The 23,723-nt window shown below is 64.7% G+C and carries 22 protein-coding genes and 1 other RNA gene; 5 read left to right on the forward strand and 18 right to left on the reverse strand.

The window, feature by feature from the left end:
- Positions 1-64 precede the first annotated feature (64 nt).
- On the forward strand, positions 65-520 hold the full coding sequence (locus ACIPG5_RS13125; protein WP_176512399.1) for a DUF721 domain-containing protein: 456 nt from the start codon (positions 65-67) through the stop codon (positions 518-520).
- A 47-nt stretch (positions 521-567) separates the two neighbouring features.
- Here the strand turns inward: ACIPG5_RS13125 and lpxC are convergent, their stop codons facing one another.
- The 18 genes from lpxC to rsmI form a co-directional block, all read right to left on the reverse strand.
- A complete protein-coding gene (gene lpxC / locus ACIPG5_RS13130; protein ID WP_176512397.1) occupies positions 568-1,479 on the reverse strand; it encodes a UDP-3-O-acyl-N-acetylglucosamine deacetylase in 912 nt (303 codons plus the stop codon).
- A gap of 112 nt (positions 1,480-1,591) precedes the next feature.
- Positions 1,592-2,788 (reverse strand): cell division protein FtsZ, encoded by a 1,197-nt coding sequence (gene ftsZ, locus ACIPG5_RS13135; protein ID WP_003251871.1) that lies wholly within the window; start codon positions 2,786-2,788, stop codon positions 1,592-1,594.
- A 55-nt stretch (positions 2,789-2,843) separates the two neighbouring features.
- Positions 2,844-4,106: a cell division protein FtsA gene (gene ftsA / locus ACIPG5_RS13140; RefSeq protein WP_008097595.1), complete on the reverse strand. Its 1,263-nt coding sequence runs from the start codon at positions 4,104-4,106 to the stop codon at positions 2,844-2,846.
- 14 nt (positions 4,107-4,120) lie between these two features.
- Entirely contained in the window at positions 4,121-4,990 is an 870-nt protein-coding gene (locus tag ACIPG5_RS13145) for a cell division protein FtsQ/DivIB (protein WP_176512395.1), read from the reverse strand.
- Positions 4,991-4,996: 6 nt separating this feature from the next.
- The gene (locus tag ACIPG5_RS13150) at positions 4,997-5,953 is read right to left on the reverse strand and encodes a D-alanine--D-alanine ligase (RefSeq protein WP_176512394.1); all 957 of its coding nucleotides are present in this window, start codon (positions 5,951-5,953) and stop codon (positions 4,997-4,999) included.
- Positions 5,950-7,398 carry a UDP-N-acetylmuramate--L-alanine ligase gene (gene murC, locus ACIPG5_RS13155; protein WP_176512392.1) on the reverse strand — a complete coding sequence of 483 codons (1,449 nt, stop codon included), beginning with the start codon at positions 7,396-7,398 and terminating at the stop codon, positions 5,950-5,952. The genes ACIPG5_RS13150 and murC overlap by 4 nt, the downstream gene beginning before the upstream one ends.
- On the reverse strand, positions 7,391-8,470 hold the full coding sequence (gene murG, locus ACIPG5_RS13160; protein ID WP_176512391.1) for an undecaprenyldiphospho-muramoylpentapeptide beta-N-acetylglucosaminyltransferase: 1,080 nt from the start codon (positions 8,468-8,470) through the stop codon (positions 7,391-7,393). The genes murC and murG overlap by 8 nt, the downstream gene beginning before the upstream one ends.
- Positions 8,460-9,674: a putative lipid II flippase FtsW gene (gene ftsW / locus ACIPG5_RS13165; RefSeq protein WP_371871938.1), complete on the reverse strand. Its 1,215-nt coding sequence runs from the start codon at positions 9,672-9,674 to the stop codon at positions 8,460-8,462. The genes murG and ftsW overlap by 11 nt, the downstream gene beginning before the upstream one ends.
- Entirely contained in the window at positions 9,671-11,017 is a 1,347-nt protein-coding gene (murD, locus tag ACIPG5_RS13170) for a UDP-N-acetylmuramoyl-L-alanine--D-glutamate ligase (RefSeq protein ID WP_401375455.1), read from the reverse strand. The genes ftsW and murD overlap by 4 nt, the downstream gene beginning before the upstream one ends.
- A gap of 6 nt (positions 11,018-11,023) precedes the next feature.
- Positions 11,024-12,106 carry a phospho-N-acetylmuramoyl-pentapeptide-transferase gene (mraY, locus tag ACIPG5_RS13175; RefSeq protein WP_401375457.1) on the reverse strand — a complete coding sequence of 361 codons (1,083 nt, stop codon included), beginning with the start codon at positions 12,104-12,106 and terminating at the stop codon, positions 11,024-11,026.
- Positions 12,106-13,473 carry a UDP-N-acetylmuramoyl-tripeptide--D-alanyl-D-alanine ligase gene (gene murF / locus ACIPG5_RS13180; protein ID WP_176512386.1) on the reverse strand — a complete coding sequence of 456 codons (1,368 nt, stop codon included), beginning with the start codon at positions 13,471-13,473 and terminating at the stop codon, positions 12,106-12,108. Before murF ends, mraY begins: the two co-directional genes overlap by 1 nt.
- Entirely contained in the window at positions 13,466-14,956 is a 1,491-nt protein-coding gene (locus ACIPG5_RS13185; protein WP_401375460.1) for a UDP-N-acetylmuramoyl-L-alanyl-D-glutamate--2,6-diaminopimelate ligase, read from the reverse strand. Before ACIPG5_RS13185 ends, murF begins: the two co-directional genes overlap by 8 nt.
- Positions 14,953-16,686, reverse strand: coding sequence for a penicillin-binding protein 2 (locus ACIPG5_RS13190; protein ID WP_176512966.1), 1,734 nt, complete (start codon positions 16,684-16,686; stop codon positions 14,953-14,955). Before ACIPG5_RS13190 ends, ACIPG5_RS13185 begins: the two co-directional genes overlap by 4 nt.
- Positions 16,686-16,979, reverse strand: coding sequence for a cell division protein FtsL (gene ftsL, locus ACIPG5_RS13195; RefSeq protein ID WP_176512381.1), 294 nt, complete (start codon positions 16,977-16,979; stop codon positions 16,686-16,688). Before ftsL ends, ACIPG5_RS13190 begins: the two co-directional genes overlap by 1 nt.
- A complete protein-coding gene (rsmH, locus tag ACIPG5_RS13200; protein ID WP_371871936.1) occupies positions 16,976-17,923 on the reverse strand; it encodes a 16S rRNA (cytosine(1402)-N(4))-methyltransferase RsmH in 948 nt (315 codons plus the stop codon). The genes ftsL and rsmH overlap by 4 nt, the downstream gene beginning before the upstream one ends.
- Entirely contained in the window at positions 17,920-18,375 is a 456-nt protein-coding gene (gene mraZ, locus ACIPG5_RS13205) for a division/cell wall cluster transcriptional repressor MraZ (protein WP_016395508.1), read from the reverse strand. The genes rsmH and mraZ overlap by 4 nt, the downstream gene beginning before the upstream one ends.
- Before the next feature lie 309 nt (positions 18,376-18,684).
- Positions 18,685-19,044: RNase P RNA component class A (gene rnpB, locus ACIPG5_RS13210), an RNA gene on the reverse strand.
- A gap of 67 nt (positions 19,045-19,111) precedes the next feature.
- Positions 19,112-19,987, reverse strand: a complete 876-nt coding sequence (gene rsmI, locus ACIPG5_RS13215; protein WP_176512380.1) for a 16S rRNA (cytidine(1402)-2'-O)-methyltransferase — start codon at positions 19,985-19,987, stop codon at positions 19,112-19,114.
- Positions 19,988-20,175: 188 nt separating this feature from the next.
- Between rsmI and ACIPG5_RS13220 the strand changes: the two genes are divergently transcribed.
- From ACIPG5_RS13220 to ACIPG5_RS13235, 4 genes are all read left to right on the forward strand, one after another.
- A complete protein-coding gene (locus ACIPG5_RS13220) occupies positions 20,176-21,993 on the forward strand; it encodes a penicillin-binding protein activator (RefSeq protein WP_286914637.1) in 1,818 nt (605 codons plus the stop codon).
- The gene (locus tag ACIPG5_RS13225; RefSeq protein WP_176512376.1) at positions 21,993-22,364 is read left to right on the forward strand and encodes a YraN family protein; all 372 of its coding nucleotides are present in this window, start codon (positions 21,993-21,995) and stop codon (positions 22,362-22,364) included. Before ACIPG5_RS13220 ends, ACIPG5_RS13225 begins: the two co-directional genes overlap by 1 nt.
- Positions 22,365-22,450: 86 nt before the next feature.
- Entirely contained in the window at positions 22,451-23,044 is a 594-nt protein-coding gene (locus tag ACIPG5_RS13230; protein WP_012274070.1) for a phosphoheptose isomerase, read from the forward strand.
- Positions 23,041-23,619 carry a BON domain-containing protein gene (locus ACIPG5_RS13235; RefSeq protein WP_236235251.1) on the forward strand — a complete coding sequence of 193 codons (579 nt, stop codon included), beginning with the start codon at positions 23,041-23,043 and terminating at the stop codon, positions 23,617-23,619. The genes ACIPG5_RS13230 and ACIPG5_RS13235 overlap by 4 nt, the downstream gene beginning before the upstream one ends.
- The last annotated feature ends 104 nt before the right edge of the window (positions 23,620-23,723 follow it).

Below are 23,723 nucleotides of genomic sequence, written 5' to 3' on the forward strand. Positions count from 1 at the left end.
CTTGCCGGTGGTCCAGACGACAGAGGTGTTAGACTGGCGATCTTGTAACCTCATGCGTACCTCCATGGCCTTCAAACCCTCCCCCGCCCAGCCGCCGTCCGCCTTGCTGCGCCAGGTTCGCCCGCTGCGCCTGCTGCTCAACCAGGCCGAACGCCTGGAACACCTGCAGCGTCTGCTGGAAAGCCAGCTGCAGCCGGCTGCGCGCCAGCATTGCCACGTCGCCTCGTGGCGCGATGGCACCCTGTTGCTGGTGGTCACCGACGGGCATTGGGCCACGCGCCTGCGCTACCAGCAGAAACGGCTGATGCGCCAGCTCCAGGCACTGGAGGCCTTCGGCAACCTGCAACGCATCCTGTACAAGGTGCAGCCGCCGCTGGTGCCGGCCAAGCGCGGCGGCAATACCACAGCGCTGTCGCACAACGCCGCCGAAAGCATTCGCGATACCGCCGAAGGCATCGCCGACCCCAAGTTGCGCGAAGCACTCGAGCGCCTGGCCGCCCACGCCAAGGGCAAGCCATAAAAAAGGCCACCCGAAGGTGGCCTTAATGAACTAGAGAGTGTTCGAACTTACACGGCCGCAACAGGGCGCATGTACGAGATCGGTGCCGTGCTGGCATCTTCGAAAGTGACCACTTCCCAGGCATCGGTTTCAGCAATGAGCTTGCGCAGCAGCTGGTTGTTCAGCGCGTGCCCGGACTTGTAGCCCTTGAACTCGCCGATCAGGCTGTTGCCCAGCAGGTAGAGGTCGCCGATGGCGTCGAGGATCTTGTGCTTGACGAATTCGTCTTCATAGCGAAGGCCGTCTTCGTTGAGCACGCCGTCTTCATCGACCACGATGGCGTTCTCGACACTGCCACCCAACGCAAGGTTGTGCTTGCGCAGGTACTCGATGTCACGCATGAAACCAAAGGTGCGGGCGCGGCTGACTTCCTTCACGAACGACGTGCTGGAAAAGTCGACGCTGGCACTCTGGGTCCGACCGCTGACGACCGGATGATCGAAGTCGATCTCGAAGCTCACCTTGAACCCTTCGAAAGGCAGGAAGGTAGCGCGCTTGTCGCCGTCCTCCACTGTCACTTCACGCAGGATGCGGATGAACTTCTTGGCTGCGTCCTGTTCTTCCAGGCCGGCAGACTGAATCAGGAATACGAAGGGACCGGCGCTGCCATCCATGATCGGCACTTCCGAGGCGGAGAGCTCGACGTAGGCGTTATCGATGCCCAGGCCCGCCATGGCGGAGAGCAGGTGCTCGACCGTATCGACTTTGACGTCACCGTTGACCAGTGTGGTGGACATGGTGGTCTCACCGACATTGGCCGCACGCGCCGGGATTTCGACCACAGGGTCGAGGTCGGCGCGACGGAAGACGATGCCGGTATCGACAGGCGCAGGCTTGAGGGTCAGGTAGACCTTCTCCCCGGAGTGCAGGCCGACGCCTGTGGCACGGATGGTATTCTTCAGGGTGCGTTGTCTAATCATGGCATTGGCCGCTTCAGCGCAAATTGCGAACAGGTATCAACAAAGGCTGGGGATGATAACAGACCCGGCCTTTGCTGAACACCAATCACCCTTATACCCCTGATAAATTCCATTAATCAGCCTGACGACGCAGGAAGGCTGGGATATCCAGGTAGTCCAGGTCATCCTGAGGGTTGAGTTTAGCTGCCGCTGCGGCACCTGCGTGGGCCTGGTTGCGCATCACGGTCGGGCGCTCCAGGTCACGGTAGTTGACCGCAGGCTGCTCCTGGCGTACCGGGGCCGGGTTGGAGGCCTCGTAAGCCTGCTGGGCGGTCTGCAGGGTGTTGTCGACGACCTTGACCGGCTTCTCGATGCGCGCGCCCAGGCCAGTGGCCACCACGGTCACGTGCAGCTCGTCACGCATGTCGGGGTCGATCACGGTGCCGACCTTGACCATCGCGTGGTCGGAGGCGAAGGCTTCGATGATGCTACCCACATCGGAGTATTCACCCAGCGACAGGTCAGGACCTGCGGTGATGTTCACCAGGATGCCGCGGGCGCCCTGCAGGTTGACGTCTTCGAGCAGCGGGTTGCGGATTGCCGCTTCGGTGGCTTCGCGCGCGCGGTTCGGGCCGCTTGCGCAACCGGTACCCATCATCGCCATGCCCATTTCGCCCATCACGGTGCGCACGTCGGCGAAGTCGACGTTGATCATGCCCGGGCGCTTGATGATGTCGGAGATACCGCGAACGGCACCGGCCAGTACATCGTCGGCCTTGGCAAAGGCGGACAGCAGGCTGGCATCCTTGCCCAGGATGGTCAGCAGCTTCTCGTTGGGGATGGTGATGAGCGAGTCGACGCTCTCAGCCAGCATGCGGATGCCTTCATCGGCGATCTGCATACGTTTGCGGCCCTCGAACGGGAACGGACGGGTCACCACCGCAACGGTGAGGATGCCCATTTCCTTGGCCACTTCGGCGATGATCGGTGCTGCACCGGTACCGGTACCGCCGCCCATGCCAGTGGTGATGAACACCATGTTGGTGCCTTGCAGCACTTCGGCGATGCGCTCACGGTCTTCCAGCGCGGCCTGACGGCCGACTTCCGGATTGGCGCCGGCACCCAGACCTTTGGTCACGCCGGTACCCAGTTGCAGGATGGTGCGTGCGCCGATGTTTTTCAGCGCCTGGGCATCGGTGTTGGCGCAGATGAACTCGACGCCTTCGATGCTGCTCTTCACCATGTGGTTGACGGCGTTGCCGCCGCCACCGCCGACGCCGATCACTTTGATGACCGGGCTTTGCGGGACGTTGTCTACGAGCTCGAACATTTTCCCTCTCCTTACAGTTCTCTAGTTGTCGCGCCTACCACTACTGCTTTGAAACTTAGAAGTTGCCCTGGACCCAGCGCTTGAAGCGTTCAAGCACTGGGGCCTTCGGTTCATCGCCATAGCTGTTGTTGCTGCTGTTGCTGTTACCGGTCAGGACCATGTCCTCGGACTGCTTGAGCAGGCCGTAGGTGAGCAGGCCCACGCCGGTGGAATAGATCGGGTTGCGCACCACGTCGCTGAGCCCCCGAACGCTGTGCGGCACGCCCAGGCGTACCGGCATGTGGAAGATTTCCTCGGCCAGTTCCACGGCGCCTTCCATCTTCGCGGTGCCGCCGGTGAGGACGATGCCGGCTGGCACCAGGTCCTCGTAGCCGCTGCGGCGCAGCTCGGCCTGGATCAGGGTGAAGAGCTCGTCGTAACGCGGCTCCACCACCTCGGCCAGGGCCTGGCGCGACAGCTCGCGAGGTGGGCGGTCACCCACGCTCGGCACCTTGATGGTCTCGCCGGCGCCGGCCAGCTTGGCCAGGGCGCAGGCGTAGCGGATCTTGATTTCCTCGGCGTACTGGGTCGGCGTGCGCAGGGCCATGGCGATGTCGTTGGTCACCTGGTCGCCGGCAATCGGGATCACCGCGGTGTGGCGGATGGCGCCTTCGGTGAAGATGGCGATGTCGGTGGTGCCGCCGCCGATGTCCACCAGGCACACGCCCAGTTCCTTTTCATCGTCGGTCAGCACCGAGTAGGCCGAAGCCAGCTGCTCGAGGATGATGTCGTCGATTTCCAGGCCACAGCGGCGCACGCATTTTTCGATGTTCTGCGCCGCGTTGACTGCGCAGGTGACCACGTGGACCTTGGCTTCCAGGCGCACGCCGGACATGCCCAGCGGCTCGCGCACGCCTTCCTGGTTGTCGATCACGTAGTCCTGCGGCAGGGTGTGCAGCACGCGCTGGTCGGCCGGAATGGCCACGGCCTGGGCGGCGTCGAGCACGCGCTCGAGGTCGGCCACGCTGACCTCGCGGTCGCGGATGGCGACGATGCCGTGGGAGTTCAGGCTGCGGATGTGGTTGCCGGCCACGCCGACGAACGCCGAGTGGATGCGGCAGCCGGCCATCAGTTGGGCTTCTTCCACCGCACGCTGGATCGACTGCACGGTCGACTCGATGTTCACCACCACGCCCTTCTTCAGGCCGCGGGACGGATGGGTACCGATACCCACGATCTCCAGGGTGCCGTCTTCGCCCACTTCACCCACCAGCGCCACCACCTTGGAGGTGCCGATGTCCAGCCCGACGATCATTTTGCCGCTATGCGCGTTTGCCATGGTCCTGCCTCTCTCTAATTCTTCGCAACGGCGGGTTGGGCCGTCGTCGGTGCGTTCGGTTCCCGCCAACCAACGGCAAGTCCGTTGGCATAACGCAGATCAATGCGGGCGATGTTGGTGATCTGCTCTTTGAGTGTCTTGTCGTAAATGGCAATGAAACGGCGCATCTTCTCCACCAGATGGTCGCGCCCCAGCAGCAGCTCGATGCCCGGCCCGGTGCTGCCGGCACCGGTGGTCAGGAACCAGCTGCCGCGCTCGCGCAGCTCCAGGCGAGCGATGGAAAAGCCCAGGGGGCGCAGCATCTGGCTCAGTACCTGATACTGCTGCATGACTTGTTGCTGGGCACGCTGCGGCCCGGCCAGCTGCGGCAGGTGTTCGTAGTTGGCCAGCTCGCGCGGGGTAAAGGCCTGGCCCTGGTTGTTGAGCAAGGCTTCATCACCCCAGCGCGCCACCGGCAGCTGTTCTTCCAGGCGGATCACCACCTCGTCCGGCCACACCCGGCGCACTTCGGCGTGGGCGATCCACGGCATCTGCTCGAGCTCCGCGCGCATCGCCGTGAGGTCGACGCTGAAGAAGCTCGCCGCGACATACGGGGCGATGCGCTGCTGCACCGACTGCTGGCTGATGTAGCTGAGGTCGCCCTGCACGTCGATCTTGGTGATCGGGCGGTCGGCGTAGGGCATCAGGCGAATGGCACCTTCATAGGCGCCAAAGCCTGCGGCCACCAGCAACACCGGCCACAGCAGGCGCTTGAGGCCGCCCAGGCTCGGCCGCGGCAGGCGCGCCGATACGGGCTCGTCGGCCACCAGTCGGCTGGCACCGCGCGGCACCGGCTTGCTACGGCCGGTAACGGGTTGCTGCTGACGTATCATCGCGCCTTGCATGATGGGTTAACCTCGCGTCGCGACGCTGTCGGCCAGGATCGCCAGCACCAGTTGCTGGAAGTCCAGGCCGGCCGCGCGGGCCGCCATGGGCACCAGGCTATGATCAGTCATGCCCGGTGCGGTGTTGACTTCGAGCAGCCAGAACCGGCCCTGCTCGTCCTGCATCACGTCCAGCCGGCCCCAGCCTTCGATGCCGATGGCATCACAGGCGCGCGCGGTCAGGGCGATCAGTTCCTGCTCCTTGGCACTGTCCAGGCCGCATGGGATGCGGTACTGGGTGTCATTGGCGATGTACTTGGCGTCGTAGTCGTAGAACACGTGCGGGGTGCCCAGGGCGATCGGCGGCAGCACCTGGCCACGCAGAACGGCGATGGTGAACTCCGGGCCGTGGATCCACTGTTCGACCAGAACCTGCGAATCGTAATTGGCGGCATCCTGCCAGGCGGCGACCAGCTCTTGCACGCTGTTCACCTTGGCCATGCCGATGCTGGAACCTTCATGGGCAGGTTTGACGATCAACGGGAAGCCCAGTTCCGCACCCGCGGCAATACAATCCTGTTCGCTGGCCAGCACGGCGTGGCGCGGGGTCGGAATGCCCAGGCTCTGCCACACCTGCTTGGTGCGCAGCTTGTCCATGGCCAGGGCGGAAGCGAGGATGCCGCTGCCGGTGTAGGGGATGCCCAGGCACTCGAGCAGGCCCTGCATGCTGCCGTCTTCGCCGCCACGGCCGTGGAGGATGATGAAGGCGCGGTCGATCTTCTCGCTCTGCAGGCGCGCCAGCAGGTCGTCGCCCACATCGATGGCGACCACGTCGACACCGGCGCTGCTCAGCGCCTCGATCACCGCCTTGCCCGACTTCAGGGAAACCTCGCGCTCGGCGCTCTTGCCGCCGTACAGCACGGCCACGCGGCCGAAGGCCTTGACGTCGAGGGTGGAGTGCAGCTTGTCGTAGGCGCTGGTCATTTCGACTTCTCCTGCTTGGCGCCTGCGAACAGCGGGCTTTTCATCAGTTGCGGGGCCAGGCCACCGACGTCACCGGCACCCTGGCACAGCAGGATGTCGCCGGCGCGCAGCAGCGGCTGCACCAGCGGCGCCAGCTCGGCGCCACGTTCGATGTAGATCGGGTCGAGCTTGCCGCGCTGGCGGATGCTGTGGCACAGCTGGCGGCTGTCGGCGCCCGGGATCGGCTCTTCGCCGGCCGGGTAGACCTCCATCAGCAGCAGCACGTTGGCATCGCCCAGCACTTGTACGAAATCGTCGTACAGGTCGCGGGTGCGGCTATAGCGGTGCGGCTGGTAGACAATGACCAGGCGACGGCTTGGCCAGCCACCGCGCACGGCCTTGATCACCGCGGCCACTTCGGTCGGGTGGTGGCCGTAGTCGTCGACCAGCATCACGCTGCCGCCCTCGACCGGCAGTTCGCCGTAGACCTGGAAGCGTCGGCCAACGCCCTGGAAGCCGGACAGGCCCTGGACGATGGCTTCGTCGCTGATGCCTTCGTCAGTGGCGATGGCGATGGTGGCCAAGGCATTGAGCACGTTGTGGTTGCCCGGCATGTTCACCGACACGTCCAGCGGCTCGCAGTCACGGCGCAGCACGGTGAAGTGGGTCTGCATGCCTTGCTGGCGCACGTTGATGGCGCGGATGTCGGCCTCTTCGCTGAAGCCGTAGGTGACGGTCGGGCGCTTGACCTGCGGCAGGATCTCGCGCACCACCGGGTCGTCCAGGCACATCACGGCCAGGCCGTAGAACGGCAGGTTGTGCAGGAATTCGACGAAGGTTTTCTTCAGCTTGTTGAAGTCACCTTCGTAGGTGGCCATGTGGTCGGCGTCGATGTTGGTGACGACGGCAACCATCGGCTGCAGGTGCAGGAAGCTGGCGTCGCTCTCATCGGCTTCGGCGATCAGGTAGCGGCTGGTGCCCAGCTGCGCGTTGGTGCCGGCTGCGGTCAGGCGGCCACCGATGACGAAGGTCGGGTCCAGGCCGCCGGCGGCGAACACCGAGGCCAGCAGGCTGGTAGTGGTGGTCTTGCCGTGGGTACCGGCCACCGCCACGCCATGGCGATAGCGCATCAGCTCGGCGAGCATCTCGGCGCGCGGCACCACCGGAATGCGCCGCTCCAGGGCGGTGGCAACTTCCGGGTTGGCCGGGTTGATGGCGCTGGACACGACCAGCACATCGGCATTGGCTGCGTTCTCGGCACGGTGGCCGACGAAGATCTCGGCGCCGAACGACTCCAGCCGCTCGGTGACCGGCGATGCCTTGAGGTCGGAACCGGACACTTCATAGCCCAGGTTCAGCAGCACTTCGGCGATGCCGCACATGCCCACGCCGCCGATACCGACGAAGTGGATGCGACGGATGCGGCCCATCTTCGGCTGGGGCATGGCTTTCTGGCTTTCAACCATGGGCCACCTCCAGGCAGATATCGACCACGGTGCTGGTTGCAGCAGGTTTGGCCAGGCGCCGTGCGGTGCCTGCCATGGTGTTGAGTTTCTCGGGTTGCATCAGCACCTCGTTCAGGCGTTCAGCGAGTTGCGCTGCGCCAGTTGTCGCTTGTGGCATGAGGAAGGCGGCGCCTTCCCGAGCCAGATATTGGGCGTTGTGGGTCTGGTGGTCGTCGATCGCATGGGGCAATGGCACCAGCATCGAAGGCAGGCCCGCCGCGGCGAGTTCGCTGACGGTCAGGGCACCTGCCCGGCACACCACCATGTCGGCCCAGCCATAGGCATGGGCCATGTCCTTGATGAACGGTTCTACCTGGGCCTCGACACCGGCCTCTTGATAACGCTCGGCGGTGATCGGCGCGTGGTTCTTGCCGGCCTGGTGGAACACCTCGGGGCGCAGGCCCGCGGGCACTTCGGACAGGGCCTTAGGCAACAATTTGTTCAATGGTTCCGCACCCAGGCTGCCGCCCATGACCAGCAGGCGCGCACGGCGCTCGGCCAGGGGTGGGCGCTGGGCGTCCATGAACAGTTCGGCACGCACCGGGTTGCCGGTGGTACGCAGCTTGTCGCTGGCCTCGAAAGTGCCCGGGAAAGCTTCGCAGACTCGCGCCGACAGCGGCACCAGCAGCCGATTGGCGGTACCGGCACGGGCGTTCTGTTCGTGGATCACCAGCGGCACCCCGCACAACCGTGCAGCCACGCCGCCAGGGCCGGTCACATAACCGCCGAAGCCCAGCACGCAGACCGGCTTGAGCTGGCGAATGATGCGCCGCGCCTGGAGCACGGCCTTGACCAGGGTGAACGGCGCCTTGAGCAGCGACAGCTTGCCCTTGCCGCGCAGGCCGGTGACCTGGATCAGGTGCAGCGGCAGGCCGGCCTGGGGCACCAGTTCGTTCTCGATGCCACGTGGCGTGCCCAGCCAGTGCACGCTGTAACCGCGTGCCTGGAACTCGCGGGCGCAGGCCAGGGCCGGGAACACGTGGCCGCCGGTACCGCCCGCCATGATCAAGACATTTTTGCCGTCAGCGGCCATGGCTGGTCTCCTCGGCAAAATCGCTTTCCTTGAATTCGTGCTCTTCGCTGCCCAGGTGCGTGCGGCTCTCCCACTCGATGCGCAGCAACAGGCCCACGCAGGCACAGCAGATCACCAGCGAGCTGCCCCCGTAGCTGAGGAACGGCAGGGTCAGGCCCTTGGTCGGCAGCAGGCCGACGTTCACCCCAATGTTGATCAGGAACTGGCCGATCCACAAAAATGCCAGGCCGAAGGCCATGTAGGCGGCGAAGAACTGCTTGGCCTTCTCGGCCCACAGGCCGATGTACAGAGCCCGCACGGTGACGAAGACGAACAGTGCGATGGTCACCAGCGAACCGACCACGCCCAGTTCTTCGGCCAATACCGAGAACACGAAGTCGGTGTGCGCTTCGGGCAGGTAGAACTGCTTCTGCACGCTGTTGCCCAGGCCCACGCCCAGCCACTCGCCACGACCGAAGGCGATCAGCGCCTGGGTCAGCTGGTAGCCGGAGCCGAACTGGTCGGACCAGGGGTCGGTGAAGGTGATCAGACGCGCCATTCGGTAGGGCTGCGCCTGAACCAGCACGAACACCGCCAGCACCGCCAGCACTACCATCAGGCTGAAGCGGAACAGCCCCACCCCACCCAGGAACAGCATGGCCGCCGCCGCCCCCATCATCACCACGGTGGCGCCGAAGTCCGGCTCCATCAGCAGCAAGGCGGCCATGGGCAGCAACACGATGAACGGCTTGAAGAAGCCCATCCAGGTTTCGCGCACCTCGGTCTGCCGACGCACCAGATAGCCGGCCAGGTAGATGACCACGAACACCTTGGCGATTTCCGAAGGCTGCACGTTGAAGAAGCTGAAGCCGATCCAGCGCATCGAGCCGTTCACCTCGCGCCCGATGCCGGGCACCAGCACCATCACCAGCAGGCCGAAGGCGCCGATCAGCATCATGAAGCCCATGCGCTGCCAGGTGGCGATCGGCACCAGCATGGTGGCGCCGCAGGCGACCAGGCCGAGGAACACGTACACCAGGTGGCGGAACATGTGGTACAGCGGGTTGCCGGACTGAACGGCGGCCACTTCCGAGGACGCCGAGGTGATCATCACCAGGCCCAGGCCAAGCAGCGCCAGGCAGCCGGCCAGCAGCGGGAAGTCGAGGTCGATGCCACGGCCGCTGATCAGCGGCGACGGATACGGCTTGAGGATGCCGAAGATCATGCCAGCCCCCCCGCCGCCTGGGCGAACAGGCGCCCGCGTTCTTCGTAGTTCTTGAACATGTCGAAGCTGGCACAGGCAGGCGACAGCAGCACGGCGTCGCCAGGCTGGGCCAGCGCGGCGCATTGCTGCACAGCATCGTCGAGGCTGGTGGCCCACACCTGAGGCACGGCATCGCCCAAGGCGTCGGCGATGAGCTGGGCATCACGGCCCATCAGCACCACGGCGCGGCAGAAGCGCGCTACCGGCTCGCGCAGCCCGGCAAAATCGGCGCCCTTGCCGTCGCCACCGGCGATCAGCACCAGCTTGCCTTCGATGTCGGCGCCCAGGCCTTCGATGGCAGCCAGGGCCGCGCCGACGTTGGTGGCCTTGGAATCGTCGTACCAGTTGACGCCGTTGCGCTCACGTACCCACTGGCAGCGATGGACGAGGCCGCCGAATTCGCGCAGCGCCTGCAGCATCGGCTCGAACGGCAGGCCAGCGGCATGGCCCAGGGCCAGGGCGGCCAGGGCGTTGCTCTGGTTGTGCGCGCCGCGGATCTTCAGCTCACGCGCCGGCATCAGGTTCTGGAATTCGAAGGCCAGGTACTTCTCGCCATCCACTTCACGCAGGCCGAAGGCCTTGAAGTCCGGCGCATTGAGGCCGAAGGTCCAGCATGGGCGGCCTTCCACCGGCAGCGGCCGGCTCAGCGCGTCCTGGCGGTTGACCACCACCTGGCGGGCACCACGGAAGATCCGGTGCTTGGCCAGGTGATAGGCCGGCAGCCCGCTGTAGCGGTCCATGTGGTCTTCGCTGATGTTCAGCACGGTGGCCACTTCGGCATTGAGCTGATCGGTGGTTTCCAGCTGGAAGCTCGACAGCTCCATGACGTACAGCTCGACGTCATCACTGAGCAGGTCCAGGGCTGGCGTGCCCAGGTTGCCGCCGACAGCCACACGTTTGCCTGCCCGGGCGGCCATCTCGCCGACCAGGGTGGTTACCGTGCTCTTGGCGTTGGAACCGCTGATGGCGATGATCGGCGCCTTGGCATGGCGGGCGAACAGCTCGATATCGCCGGACAGCTTCACGCCGCGCGCCGCCGCCTGCTGCAGGGCCGGTGTGGCCAGGGCCAGGCCGGGGCTCACGTACAGCTCGCTGGCGCGGCACAGGAAGTCCACGTCCAGTTCCCCACAACGCACTTCCACCTGCGGGTAGTCACGGCGCAGGGTGTCCAGTTCCGGCGGTTGCTCGCGGGTGTCGGCGACCGCAAAGGCAATGCCCCGGCTCGCCAGGAAGCGAACCAGGGACATGCCGCTCTTGCCGAGGCCGACAACGATGCGGAATTGGTCGGAAGCGATCAGTGACACGCTCGTCTACCTCAGTTTCAGGGTTGCAAGGCCGATCAGCACCAGAATCACGGTGATGATCCAGAAGCGGACGATCACGCGTGGCTCGGGCCAACCCTTGAGTTCAAAGTGGTGGTGGATCGGTGCCATGCGGAACACGCGCTTGCCGGTCAGCTTGAAGGAGGCGACCTGGATCACCACCGACAGGGTTTCCACGACGAAGATGCCGCCCATGATGAACAGGACGATTTCCTGGCGCACGATCACCGCGATGGTGCCCAGCGCAGCACCGAGTGCCAGCGCACCGACGTCACCCATGAACACTTGCGCCGGGTAGGTGTTGAACCACAAGAAGCCCAGGCCGGCACCGATCAGCGCGCCGCAGAACACGACCAGCTCGCCCGAGCCCGGCACGTAGGGGATCAGCAGGTACTCGGCGAATTTCACGTTGCCCGACAGGTAGCAGAAGATGCCCAGGGCACCGCCGACCATCACCGTCGGCATGATCGCCAGGCCGTCGAGGCCATCGGTCAGGTTGACCGCGTTGCTCGAACCGACGATGACGAAGTAGGTCAGCACGACGAAGCCGATACCCAGCGGGATGGTGACGTCCTTGAGGAACGGCACGATCAGCGTGGTCTCGACGCTGGTCGGCGCGGTCATGTAGAGGAACACCGCCGCGCCCAGGCCGAATACCGACTGCCAGAAGTACTTCCAGCGGCTGGGCAGGCCACGCGAGTTCTTTTCGATCACCTTGCGGTAGTCGTCGACCCAGCCGATGGCACCGAACAGCAAGGTGACGATCAGCACCACCCAGACGTAGCGGTTGCTCAGGTCGGCCCACAGCAAGGTGCTGACGCCGATGGCGGAAAGGATCAAGGCACCGCCCATGGTGGGGGTGCCGGATTTGGACAGGTGCGATTGCGGGCCGTCATTACGAACGGCCTGACCGATCTGGCGGATCTGCAGGGTACGGATCATCCACGGGCCCAGCCACAGCGCCAGCGACAACGCGGTCAGTACACCGAGGATCCCGCGCAGGGACAGGTACTGGAAGACCGCGAAGCCTTTGTGGAACTGTTGCAGATACTCAGCCAACAGCAGCAGCATTAATGTTTCTCCCCGCTGGCACCGCACAAAGCCGCCACGACGTTTTCCATCGCAGCGCTGCGCGAGCCCTTGATCAAGATAGTGGTGTCGCTGGCTGTCTCGGCCTGAACGGCTTCGATCAACTCAGCTTGAGTAGCGAAATGGCGGCCATTGGCGCCGAACGCCTTGACCGCATGTGCCATGTTGGTGCCCACCGCGTACAGGGCGTCGACCTTGCCACGTGCGTAGTCGCCCACCTGACGGTGGCCTTCTTCGGCCCATTGGCCCAGCTCGCCGATATCCCCCAGCACCAGAACGGTGCGCCCGGAAAAGCCGGCGAGTATATCAATGGCCGCGCACATCGAGGTGGGATTTGCGTTGTAGCTGTCGTCGATCACCCGCACACCGTTAGCGGCAATCTGCGCCACGGTACGGCCCTTGACCGGCTGCACCGCGTTCAGGCCGGCAGCAATGCCGCTCAGGCTCAGACCAACGGCATGGGCGGCGGCAGCGGCGGCCAGGGCGTTGCTGACGTTGTGCTCGCCCAGCACGTTGAGCTGCACGTCCACCGAATCCCCGGCGCCATGCAGCCTGAAGGATGGGCAACCACGCGCATCGCGACCGATGCCGGTGGCGTAGAAGTCGGCGCGCACGTCCTTGCGGGCAAAGCTGATGACCTTGTGCATACCGGCACGCGCCTTCCAGGTGGCGAAGGCCTTGTCGTCCAGGTTGAGAATGGCAATGCCGCCCTCGCCCAGGCCTTCGAGGATTTCGCCCTTGGCTTCGACGATCTTTTCCGGGCCGCCGAACTCGCCCACGTGGGCAGTGCCGGCGTTATTGATGACGACCACCTGCGGCTGGGTCAGGCCAACGGTGTAGCGGATTTCGCCGATGCGCGAAGCGCCCAGCTCGATCACTGCGGCGCTGTGCTCGGCAGCGATTTCCAGCAGGGTCAGCGGAGCACCGAGGTCGTTGTTCAGGTTGCCGCGGGTAGCGTGTACCAGGCCACGGGTGCGCAGGATGCTGGCGAGCATTTCCTTGACCGTGGTCTTGCCACTGGAGCCGGTGATGGCCACGACGGGCTTGTCGAACGCAGCGCGGTTCAACGCGCCGAGCTGGCCCAGAGCCAGGCGGCTGTCGGCGACCACCAGCTGAGGCAGGTCGACGCCTGCGACCTCGCGCTCGACCAGCGCGGCGACCGCGCCCTTGGCTTTCACGTCGGCCAGGTAGTCATGGCCGTCGAAACGTGGCCCCGCGAGGGCGACGAACAACTGCCCGGCACCCACGCTGCGGCTGTCGATGCTGACGCCGGTGAAGCTGGCATCGGCGCCGACCTGGCGAGCACCCAGTGCCGTGGTCAGCTGGCTGAGTGTCATGGGTTCAAGCATGTGGAGCCTCCCAGGCTGCAAGTGCCTTCTCGGCTTCGACCAGATCGGAGAAATCATGGCGTTCGCCATTGATCTCCTGGTAATCCTCGTGCCCCTTGCCGGCTAGGACGATCACATCGTTGGCGCCGGCGGAGGCGATCAGGTGGGCAATGGCCTCACCGCGGCCAGCGACGAACTCGACGTCGGTAGGCTGGGCGAAACCAGGGCGAATATCGGCGAAGATGCCTTGCGGGTCTTCGGTACGCGGGTTGTCGTCGGTGACCAGTACGCGGTCAGCCAGGCGCTCGGCCACTTGCGCCATCAGCGGGCGCTTGCCGCGATCGCGGTCGCCGCCACAGCCGAACAGGCACAGCAGCTGCCCATGGGCATGTGGGCGCAAGGCTTCGAGTACCTTTTCCAGGGCATCGGGGGTGTGGGCGTAATCCACCACCACCAATGGCTTGTCACCGCCGCCCAGGCGCTGCATGCGGCCTACCGGGCCTTGCAGCTGCGGGGTGACCTTGAGGATTTCGTCGAGCGAATAGTCCAGGGCCAGCAGCGTGGCAACCGCAGCCAGCACGTTGCTCAGGTTGAAACGCCCCAGCAGCTGGCTGCGCAGGGTGCGCTCGCCCTGGGCGGTCACCAGCGTGGCGCGCACACCATCGTCACTGAACGCAGCTTCGCGGCAGAACAGCGAGGCGTCGGGGTTTTCCAGGCTGTAGCTGAGCAGGCGGGTTTCGACGTGATCGGCACTCGGCCGGCGGGCGAAGTCATCTGCCAGGCGGCGACCGAAGGCATCATCGAGATTGACCACCTGGCAACGCAGGCTCGGCCAGGCGAACAGCTTGGCCTTGGCGGCCTCGTAGGCCTCCATGCTGCCGTGGTAGTCGAGGTGGTCGCGGGACAGGTTGGTCATCACCGCGATATCGAATTCCAGCGCAGCGACCCGCCCTTGCTCCAGGGCATGCGAGGAAACCTCCATGGCCACGGCCTTGGCGCCGGCCTTCTTGAGGTCGTACAGGGTCGACTGCACCGCGATCGGGTCAGGCGTGGTCAAGCGGCCGCTCTGCAGCTCACCGAAGAAACCGGTACCCAAGGTGCCGATCAGGCCGCAACGCTGGCCAAGCGCATCGAGCGCCTGGGCCACCAGCTGGGTGACGCTGGTCTTGCCGTTGGTGCCGGTCACGCCCACCAGGTTCAGCTGGCGGCTTGGCTCGCCATAGAAGCTGCCGGCGATGCGCGAAAGCTGCGAAACCAGGCCCTTGACCGGAATCAGCGGCGCATCGGTGATCGGCAGCACGCTGGCGCCCTGCTCTTCATAGGCCACCGCGGCGGCACCACGGGCCAGGGCGTCGGCGATATGGTCACGGCCATCGACCTTGGCACCCGGCACGGCCAGGAACAGGTCGCCCGGGCGCACGGCGCGGCTGTCCAGAGTCAGTTCACGAATCAGCGGATCGCGGCTGGCGTGGGCGAAAAGCTTGCTCAATGGCATTGTCATCATCCACGCCCTCCCTTGGCGGGTGCTGCATTCACTTGTTGCTGTTCGGTCGTCGGCGGCAGGTTGTCCGGCGGCACGTTCATCAGCCGCAGGGTGCCCGACATGACCTTGCTGAACACCGGCGCCGATACCAGGCCACCGAAGTAGCCACCCTTGCTCGGCTCGTCGATGACCACGACGATGGCGTAGCGCGGGTCGCTCATCGGGCCGAAGCCGGCGAACAGCGAGCGGTAGGCGTTTTCGGTGTAGCCCTTGGAGCCGACGGTGGCCTTGCGCGCGGTACCGGACTTGCCGGCCACGTGGTAGAACGGCACCTGGGCACGGAATACCCCGCGCGGCGCCTCGATCACCTGCTGCAGCATGCCTTGCACGGTTTCGGCGGTTTCCTTGGGGATCGCCTGCACCGCTTCCGGCGCCTTGTCGACCTTGAGGATCGACAGCGGCACCATCTTGCCGTCGTTGGCCAGTGCCGCGTAGGCGTGCACCAGTTGCAGGGCGGTCACCGACACGCCGTAGCCGTAGGACAGGGTCGCGGTTTCGGCCTTGCGCCACTCGCGGTGGTTGGGCAGGTTGCCCACGCGCTCGCCCGGGAAGCCCAGGCCGGTGTACTGGCCCAGGCCGACCTGGGACATGACCCGGTAGATGGCCTCGCCACCGATATCGAAGGCGATCTTGCTCATGCCCACGTTACTGGAGTTGATCAGGATGCCGGTCAGGTCGAGGATCGGGCCTTCGCTTCTGGACACGTCCTTGATGGTGTAGCGGCCGATCTGCAGGCTACCCGGGTACACCTCGACCTTGTCGGTAGGCTTCCAGCGCCCGCTCTGCAGGGCGGCGCTCATGGAAATCGGCTTGACCGTCGAGCCCGGCTCGAACACGTCGATGATCGCCCGGTTGCGCATGGCCGCCGGGAACATGCTGCGGCGGTTGTTCGGGTTGTAGGTCGGCTGGTTGACCATGGCCAGGACTTCACCGGTCTTGACGTCCATGATCACCAGGCTGCCGGCCTTGGCGTCCTGCTCGGCGATGGCGTTGCGCAGCTCGCGGGTGGCCAGGTATTGCAGGCGCAGGTCGATGGACAACGCCAAGGTCTTGCCGGCCTTGGCGTTCTTGGTCACCTGGATGTCCTTGATCAGCCGGCCGCGCCGGTCCTTGATCACCTGCCGCTTGCCGGGCACCCCGGCGAGCCACTCATCGTAGGCCAGCTCCACCCCTTCACGGCCGTGGTCGTCGAGGTCGGTGAAGCCGACCATGTGCGCGGTGACGTCACCGGCCGGGTAGAAGCGGCGGAATTCCTCGAGGCCATAGACACCAGGCATCTTCAGGTCGAGCACGTGCTGGCCCTGCTCCGGGGTGAGGCCGCGGACCAGGTAGATGAATTCCTTGTTGGCTTGCTGGGTCAGGCGCTCGGTCAGCTGCTGGGCGTTCTGCCCCAGCGCGGCGGCGAGCTGCGGCCAGCGGTCCTTGGAGGCCTGCATTTCCTTGGGGTTGGCCCACAGGGTGGTGACCGGGGTACTGACGGCCAGGGGCTCGCCGTTGCGGTCGGTGATCAGGCCACGGTGCGCCGGAATCGGGATATGCCGCAGGCTGCGGGCATCGCCCTGGCCCTTGAGGAAGTCACGGTCGACCACCTGCAGGTCGATGATGCGCCAGCAGATGGCACCCACCATCACGGCCAGCAAGCCGATCACCACGCGGAAGCGCCACGGGTAGAGTGCGCCTTCGAGCTTCATCATGGCGCCACCATCCGCACTTCGTCAGCCGCCGGCACGCGCATTTTCAACTGCTCGGACGCCAGGTTCTCGATGCGGCTGGCGGCGGTCCAGGTGCTTTGCTCGAGAATCAGCCGGCCCCACTCGGCCTGGGCCTTGTCGCGTTCGCTCAACTCGCCGTAAAGGGTGTTGAGCAGTTGACGATTCCAATGCGCGCTGTAGGACACCGCGATGGCCGAAACGAGCACAGCGACGAACAGCAGAAGCATCAGGAAGCTTCCGCCTGGCAAAGGTTTGGCAAAGAGCCGGCTCACCGAAGCTTCTCCGCCACCCGCATCACGGCGCTGCGCGACCGCGGGTTGGCCTTGAGTTCGGCTTCGGAGGCGAACTGTGCCTTGCCGATGAGTTTGATCTTGGGCTCGAAGGCCTTGTGCTGTACCGGCAGGTTGCGTGGCAGGTTGTCGGCCTCGCCCTTGACCAGCTTGCGCATGAACAGCTTGACGATGCGGTCTTCGAGCGAGTGGAAGCTGATCACCGCCAGGCGGCCGCCGACTTCCAAGGCATCGAGCGCCGCTTCAAGGCCGGCCTCGAGGTCGCCCAGTTCGTTGTTGACATGAATGCGCAGGCCCTGGAAGGCGCGAGTAGCCGGGTTCTTGCCCTTTTCCCACGCCGGGTTGGCGACCTTGAGCACTTCGGCCAGGTCGGCGGTACGGGTGAACGGCTGCTTTTCGCGGCGCTCGACCACGGCACGCGCCATGCGCCCGGCAAAGCGCTCTTCGCCGTATTCCTTGAATACCCGGGCGATTTCCTCCACGGGCGCGGTCGCAATGAACTCGGCGGCGCTGATGCCCTGGTCAGGGTTCATGCGCATGTCCAGCGGGCCATCGTTGAGGAAGCTGAAGCCGCGCTCGGGGTCATCCAGCTGCGGCGAGGACACGCCCAGGTCGAGCAGAATGCCGCTGACCTTGCCGGCCAGGCCGCGCTCGGCCACTTCGGCGCCCAGCTCGGCAAAGCTGCGCTGCACAATGACAAAGCGGCCGTCTTCGGCCGCCAGCGCTTGCCCGGTGGCAATCGCTTGAGGATCTTTGTCGAAGCCCAGCAGCCGCCCTTGCGGCCCGAGCTTGCTGAGGATCAGGCGGCTGTGCCCGCCTCGGCCGAAGGTGCCGTCCAGATAGCAACCGTCGGCGCGCAGGGCCAATGCCTCGACAGCTTCGTCGAGCAGGACGGTAATGTGGTTGAAGCCGCTATCTATGGTCACAGGATCAGGTCACGCAAATCGTCGGGCATGGCGCCCGGTTGTTGGATAGCTGCAAGGTCGGCTGCCGAAACCACGTTCCAGGCATCCTCATCCCACAGCTGGAATTTGTTCAGCTGCCCCACCAGCATCGCCTTCTTGTCCAGCTTGGCGTACTCACGCAGGCGGGGCGGTACCAGGAAACGACCACTGCCATCGAGCTCCAGGTCAACCGCATTGCCGATCAGCAAACGCTGCAGGCGGCGGTTTTCCTCACGCAACGACGGCAAGGCACGCAACTTGGCTTCAATCTGTTCCCACTCATCGAGGGGATACACACACAAGCAGGGGTCAACGGCGTCGATGGTCACGATCAGCTGACCATTGCAACGCGAATCGAGCTCGTCACGGTACCGGCTCGGCATGGCGAGACGGCCTTTTGCATCGAGGCTGACGGCGTTGGCTCCGCGGAACACGGCTGCGATTCCCCACAATGTTAGCTTTTTTGTGCCAGAAAACCCACTTCATCCCACTTTCTGCCACTTGCGCACACTATAGGAATCCGTCCGCTGCACCGTCAAGGCACGTTCATAAGGAAAACCCTTACAGGACCGAGATTTAGCGCGATATAGGAAGGTGGAAGGAATACCGGAGGATGAAAAACACGTGAAAAATCAAACCGACGCAAACACATGCAGTTCGAAGTTAAAGTGATTTATTAAGAGTAAGATTTTTTCGGTATTACCAGAGGGGGATCTGCTATCGATCAAGCAGGAGGGAGGGAGGTGGAGAGTCGATCTGTAAGCCGGGTTTTGTCGAGGACAGTCATTCCTCTACGACGGCCATCACTGGACGCCTCTAGCAACCTACCCGGTTCCGACGCGGGCCACGCCTAATGGAACCCTATTTGGTCTTGCTCCGAGTGGGGTTTACCTAGCCACGAACTGTTGCCAGCCGTGCGGTGCGCTCTTACCGCACCTTTTCACCCTTACCGGCACCGAAGTGCTTAGGCGGTTATTTTCTGTGGCACTTTCCGTAGGCTCGCGCCTCCCAGGCGTTACCTGGCACTCTGCCCTATGGAGCCCGGACTTTCCTCCCCCTTCCTTTGCGGAACAAAAGAAGGCAGCGACTGTCCGATCGACTCTCCGCCGACAAGGTTAACGGCAGCCGCGCCCAAGAACAAGCGACAGTGCAAATTATATCAAAGTGCCACTACTGAAGTTTCTGCTTTTCCAGGGCCAGTTGATACAACACGTTCTTGCGCACACCGGTAATTTCAGCCGCCAAGGCCGCCGCACGCTTGAGTGGCAATTCCGCCAGCAGCAAGTCCAGCACGCGTTGCGCGTCGGCGCTGACGCCCTCCTCGCCTTCCGGCGCGCTCCAGCCACCGACCAGCACCACGCACTCACCGCGCTGCTGGTTGCTGTCGCCTGCGACGAATGCGCGCAGCTCACCCAGCGGCAGGCCCTTGAGGGTCTCGAAGGCCTTGGTCAGCTCACGGGCCAGCAACGCCGGGCGCTCGGTACCGAAGACCAGCTCCATGTCCTCCAGGCATTCGAGGATACGGTGTGGCGCCTCGTAGAAGATCAGCGTGCGCGGCTCTTCCTTGACCTGCTCCAGGCGCGCACGACGGCCTGCGGCCTTGGCCGGCAGGAAACCTTCGAAGATGAACCGGTCCGAAGGCATGCCAGCAGCGGACAGCGCGGCAATCAGCGCGCAGGCACCGGGCACCGGCACCACCTTGACCCCTGCGGCGCGGGCCTGGCGCACCAGGTGATAGCCCGGGTCGGAAATCAGCGGCGTACCAGCATCGGAAACCAGCGCCACATCCTCCCCCGCCAACAGCTTGCCGATGAAACGCCCACCCTCGTCACGCTCGTTGTGCTCATGGCAGGCCGCCAGGGGTGTGTCGATGCCGAAATGCTGCAGCAGGCGAATCGAATGCCGGGTGTCTTCGGCGGCGATCAAGGCAACGTCGGCCAATACCTTCAAGGCCCTGGCGCTCATGTCATCCAGGTTGCCGATCGGGGTAGCGACCACATACAGCGTCCCCACGGTGGATTTCGAAACCCCTGCCACATCAGTCACTGCGCACACCTGTCTTTCGGATCAAAGGCGCCATTGTAGCCCGAGCACCGGCAACAGGGCGCAAAGAACTTCGCCAACGGCCCGCGCCTGGGCACCTATAGTGAAGGTTCGGCATACAGCAACATCGCGCCCGGGCCGCCGCTTGGGTACAATTGCCGGCCAACTTGATCGAGTAACAGGACCTTTACATGATCGCTTGCCTGCGGCTGTTCACAGCCCTCTGCCTCGCCGCCCTGCTGGCAGCCTGCGCCAGCTCGCCCTCATCCAGCCTGGGCGAACTGCCACGCACGCCGGACGCCAGCATCGAGCAACTGCTCGAAAAGGCGGCCACCAGCAAGTCCGCGCAAGACGCCGCCCTGCTGCGCCTGAGCGCCGCCGACCTGGCCTACAAGCAGAAGGACTACCCACGCGCCGCACGCATCCTCGAGCAAGTGCCGATGGACACGCTCAAGCCTGCCCAGCAGATCTTCGCCGCCACCCTCGGCGCCGAGCTGGCGATGAGCCGCAACCAGCCCAAGGCCGCCCTGGCCGCCTTGTCGCACCCAAGCCTGCAACATATCGGTGAACTGCCGGAAGAACAGCAGGTACGCACCTACAGCGTGCACGCCGCCGCCCTGGAAGCCGATGGCCAGGCCCTCGCCGCCGCCCAGCAGCGCGTGCTGTTGACCCCGCTGCTCAGCGGCCAGGCCGCCAGCGCCAACAACGATGCCATCTGGGCGCTGGTCGCCTCGCTGCCGCCCGAGCAATTGCAGCAGCCGGCCAACAACGAAACCCTGGCCGGCTGGACCAGCCTGGCCCTGGCAGTAAAAAGCGCCGGTACCCTGGAACAGCAACAGGCGGCCATCGACACCTGGCGCAAGCAGCACCCGGACCACCCCGCTGCCAAGCAACTGCCACTGGCCCTGACCAAGCTCAAGGAGCTGGCCAGCCAGCCGCTGACCAAGATCGGCCTGCTGCTGCCCCAGGAAGGCCCGCTGGCCGGTGTTGCCCGCGCCCTGCGTGACGGCTTCATGGCTGCGCACTTCCAGGCTCAGCAGGCAGGCCAGCAAGCGCCGGCAGTTCAGGTCTACGACAGCTCGCGCATCGGCTCGCTCGACGACTTCTACCGCCAGGCCCAGGCCGACGGCGTGCAGCTGGTCATCGGCCCGCTGGAAAAGCCACTGGTCAAGAAGCTCGCCGCCAATACCCAGCTGCCGATCAACACCCTCGCCCTGAACTACGCCGACGCGGGCCAGAAGGCTCCGCCACAACTGTTCCAGTTCGGCCTTGCCGCCGAGGACGAAGCCCGCGAAGTGTCCCGCCGCGCCCGCGCCGACGGCATGGTCCGTGCCGTGGCCCTGGTGCCGAGCGGCGAATGGGGCGACCGCGTACTGGCTGCCTTCCGTCAGGACTGGGAAGGCAACGGCGGCACCATCATCGCTGCCGAGCGCATCGCCCAGCCGGTCGCCCTGGCCCAGCAGATCGCCAACCTGTTCCAACTGCGCCAGAGCGAAAGCCGTGCACAGAGCCTGCAGAGCACCGTAGGCGGCAGCATCGCCGCGCAGCCGTCGCGCCGCCAGGACATCGATTTCATCTTCCTCGCCTCGACCCCACAACAGGCGCAGCAGATCAAGCCGACCCTGAACTTCCAGTACGCCGGTGACGTGCCGGTCTACGCCACCTCGAACCTGTACAGCGCCAGCGGTGACGTGAACCAGTACAACGATATGAACGGCATTCGCTTCTGCGAAACCCCGTGGCTGCTCGACACCAGCAACAGCCTGCGCCAGCAGGTGGTGCAGCAATGGCCACAAGCCGCCGGCAGCCTCGGCCGCCTGTACGCCATGGGCGTCGATGCCTACAGCCTGGCGCCACGCCTGGGCCAGCTGAAGGCACTGCCGGACAACCGCGTACAAGGCCTCTCCGGCAGCCTGAGCATGAATGCCAGCCAGCGCATCGAGCGCCAGCTGCCATGGGCCGAGTTCTCCGGCGGCCAGGTCAAGCGCCTGCCGGACACCAGCCGCTGATGCCGGACGCATCGCCCACCAGCGCTGGCCAGGCTGCCGAACAGCAAGCCCTTGAGCACCTTCAAGGGCAAGGCTTGCAGCTGCTGACGCGCAATTGGCGATGCAAAGGTGGCGAGCTTGATCTGGTCATGCTCGACGCCGATACAGTAGTATTCGTCGAAGTCCGCTACCGGTTGCATGCGGGCTTTGGCGGCGCCCTCGGCAGTATCGACGGGCGCAAGCAGAAACGGTTGGTGCTTGCCGCCAGCCTGTTCCTGCAGAAGGAGTCCCGCTGGGCCGATTACCCCTGCCGCTTTGACGTTGTCGCCCTGCAGGGCAGCCACCATGCAGGCCTTCCGCTTCAATGGCTGAAAAACGCCTTCGAATGCTGAACCCACTCCACTATTTTTGCTCTATGTTTCGCGGGCTGGTCCCTGTTGCGCGTAGCAAAGGCCACCGCCCCACTTAAGGTCACCAGATGGACATGCAATCCCGAATTCGCCGGCTGTTCCAGGCCAGCATCGACACCAAGCAACAGGCAATGGACATCCTGGCACCGCACATCGAGCAGGCCAGCCTGGTCATGGTCAATGCGCTACTCAACGAGGGCAAGATGCTCGCCTGCGGCAACGGCGGCTCGGCTGGCGACGCCCAGCACTTCTCGTCGGAGCTGCTCAACCGCTTCGAGCGCGAGCGCCCGAGCCTGCCGGCCATCGCCCTGACCACCGACAGCTCGACGCTGACCTCGATCGCCAACGACTACAGCTACAACGAAGTCTTCTCCAAGCAGATTCGCGCCCTGGGCCAGCCCGGCGACGTTCTGCTGGCGATTTCTACCAGTGGCAACTCGGCCAACGTGATTCAAGCGATCCAGGCGGCACATGATCGCGAAATGATTGTCGTAGCATTGACCGGGCGTGACGGTGGCGGCATGGCATCGCTGCTGCTGCCGGAAGATGTGGAAATCCGCGTCCCTTCGACGGTCACTGCACGTATTCAGGAAGTCCACCTGCTGGCGATCCACTGCCTGTGCGATCTGATCGACAGCCAACTGTTCGGGAGTGAAGAATGATCCCCAAGCGCCTCGGCCTGATGGCCCTGACCCTGTGCCTGAGCGTCACCGGCTGCAGCTCGGTACTGACCTCGACCCGCAATTCGCCGATCGAGGATGATCGCGGCACACGCACCATCGGCAGCAAGATCGACGACTCGCTGATCGAGACCAAAGCCTCGGTGAACATCGCCAAGGCCAGCCCAGACCTGGACAAGAGCTCGCACATCGTCGTCAGCAGCTACAACGGCATCGTGCTGCTGGCCGGGCAAACCCCGCGCGCCGACCTCAAGAGCCTGGCCGAGCAGACTGCCAGCCAGGTGCAACGGGTCAAGAAGGTGCACAACGAACTGCAGGTGATGCAGCCCTCCTCCATCCTCGCGCGCAACAACGACGCCTGGCTGACCACCAAGATCAAGACGCAGATGCTGACCGACAACGCCGTGCCCAGCTCGCGCATCAAGGTCATCACCGAGAACGGTATCGTCTACCTGCTCGGCCTGGTGACCCAGCAGGAGGCCAACTCGGCCACTGCCGTGGTGCAGGGTGTGTCGGGCGTGCAGAAGATCGTCAAGCTGTTCGAGTACATCGACTGATTTCACCGATCTGTTCGGGCCTCATCGCCGGCAAGCCGGCTCCCACAAGAGCCCACAAACTTCGAGATTGTGGCGTTTCTGTGGGAGCCGGCTTGTCGGCGATG

This window comes from Pseudomonas sp. NPDC087029 (assembly GCF_044745345.1).
GTDB lineage: Bacteria > Pseudomonadota > Gammaproteobacteria > Pseudomonadales > Pseudomonadaceae > Aquipseudomonas > Aquipseudomonas faucium.

What these genes read in the sequence shown, in the direction of transcription:
- ACIPG5_RS13125 (WP_176512399.1), top strand. Translation starts at nt 65, where the DNA reads ATGGCCTTCAAACCCTCCCCCGCCCAGCCGCCGTCCGCCTTGCTGCGC.
- lpxC (WP_176512397.1), bottom strand. Translation starts at nt 1,479, where the DNA reads ATGATTAGACAACGCACCCTGAAGAATACCATCCGTGCCACAGGCGTC.
- ftsZ (WP_003251871.1), bottom strand. Translation starts at nt 2,788, where the DNA reads ATGTTCGAGCTCGTAGACAACGTCCCGCAAAGCCCGGTCATCAAAGTG.
- ftsA (WP_008097595.1), bottom strand. Translation starts at nt 4,106, where the DNA reads ATGGCAAACGCGCATAGCGGCAAAATGATCGTCGGGCTGGACATCGGC.
- ACIPG5_RS13145 (WP_176512395.1), bottom strand. Translation starts at nt 4,990, where the DNA reads ATGCAAGGCGCGATGATACGTCAGCAGCAACCCGTTACCGGCCGTAGC.
- ACIPG5_RS13150 (WP_176512394.1), bottom strand. Translation starts at nt 5,953, where the DNA reads ATGACCAGCGCCTACGACAAGCTGCACTCCACCCTCGACGTCAAGGCC.
- murC (WP_176512392.1), bottom strand. Translation starts at nt 7,398, where the DNA reads ATGGTTGAAAGCCAGAAAGCCATGCCCCAGCCGAAGATGGGCCGCATC.
- murG (WP_176512391.1), bottom strand. Translation starts at nt 8,470, where the DNA reads ATGGCCGCTGACGGCAAAAATGTCTTGATCATGGCGGGCGGTACCGGC.
- ftsW (WP_371871938.1), bottom strand. Translation starts at nt 9,674, where the DNA reads ATGATCTTCGGCATCCTCAAGCCGTATCCGTCGCCGCTGATCAGCGGC.
- mraY (WP_401375457.1), bottom strand. Translation starts at nt 12,106, where the DNA reads ATGCTGCTGCTGTTGGCTGAGTATCTGCAACAGTTCCACAAAGGCTTC.
- murF (WP_176512386.1), bottom strand. Translation starts at nt 13,473, where the DNA reads ATGCTTGAACCCATGACACTCAGCCAGCTGACCACGGCACTGGGTGCT.
- ACIPG5_RS13185 (WP_401375460.1), bottom strand. Translation starts at nt 14,956, where the DNA reads ATGATGACAATGCCATTGAGCAAGCTTTTCGCCCACGCCAGCCGCGAT.
- ACIPG5_RS13190 (WP_176512966.1), bottom strand. Translation starts at nt 16,686, where the DNA reads ATGAAGCTCGAAGGCGCACTCTACCCGTGGCGCTTCCGCGTGGTGATC.
- ACIPG5_RS13220 (WP_286914637.1), top strand. Translation starts at nt 20,176, where the DNA reads ATGATCGCTTGCCTGCGGCTGTTCACAGCCCTCTGCCTCGCCGCCCTG.
- ACIPG5_RS13225 (WP_176512376.1), top strand. Translation starts at nt 21,993, where the DNA reads ATGCCGGACGCATCGCCCACCAGCGCTGGCCAGGCTGCCGAACAGCAA.
- ACIPG5_RS13230 (WP_012274070.1), top strand. Translation starts at nt 22,451, where the DNA reads ATGGACATGCAATCCCGAATTCGCCGGCTGTTCCAGGCCAGCATCGAC.
- ACIPG5_RS13235 (WP_236235251.1), top strand. Translation starts at nt 23,041, where the DNA reads ATGATCCCCAAGCGCCTCGGCCTGATGGCCCTGACCCTGTGCCTGAGC.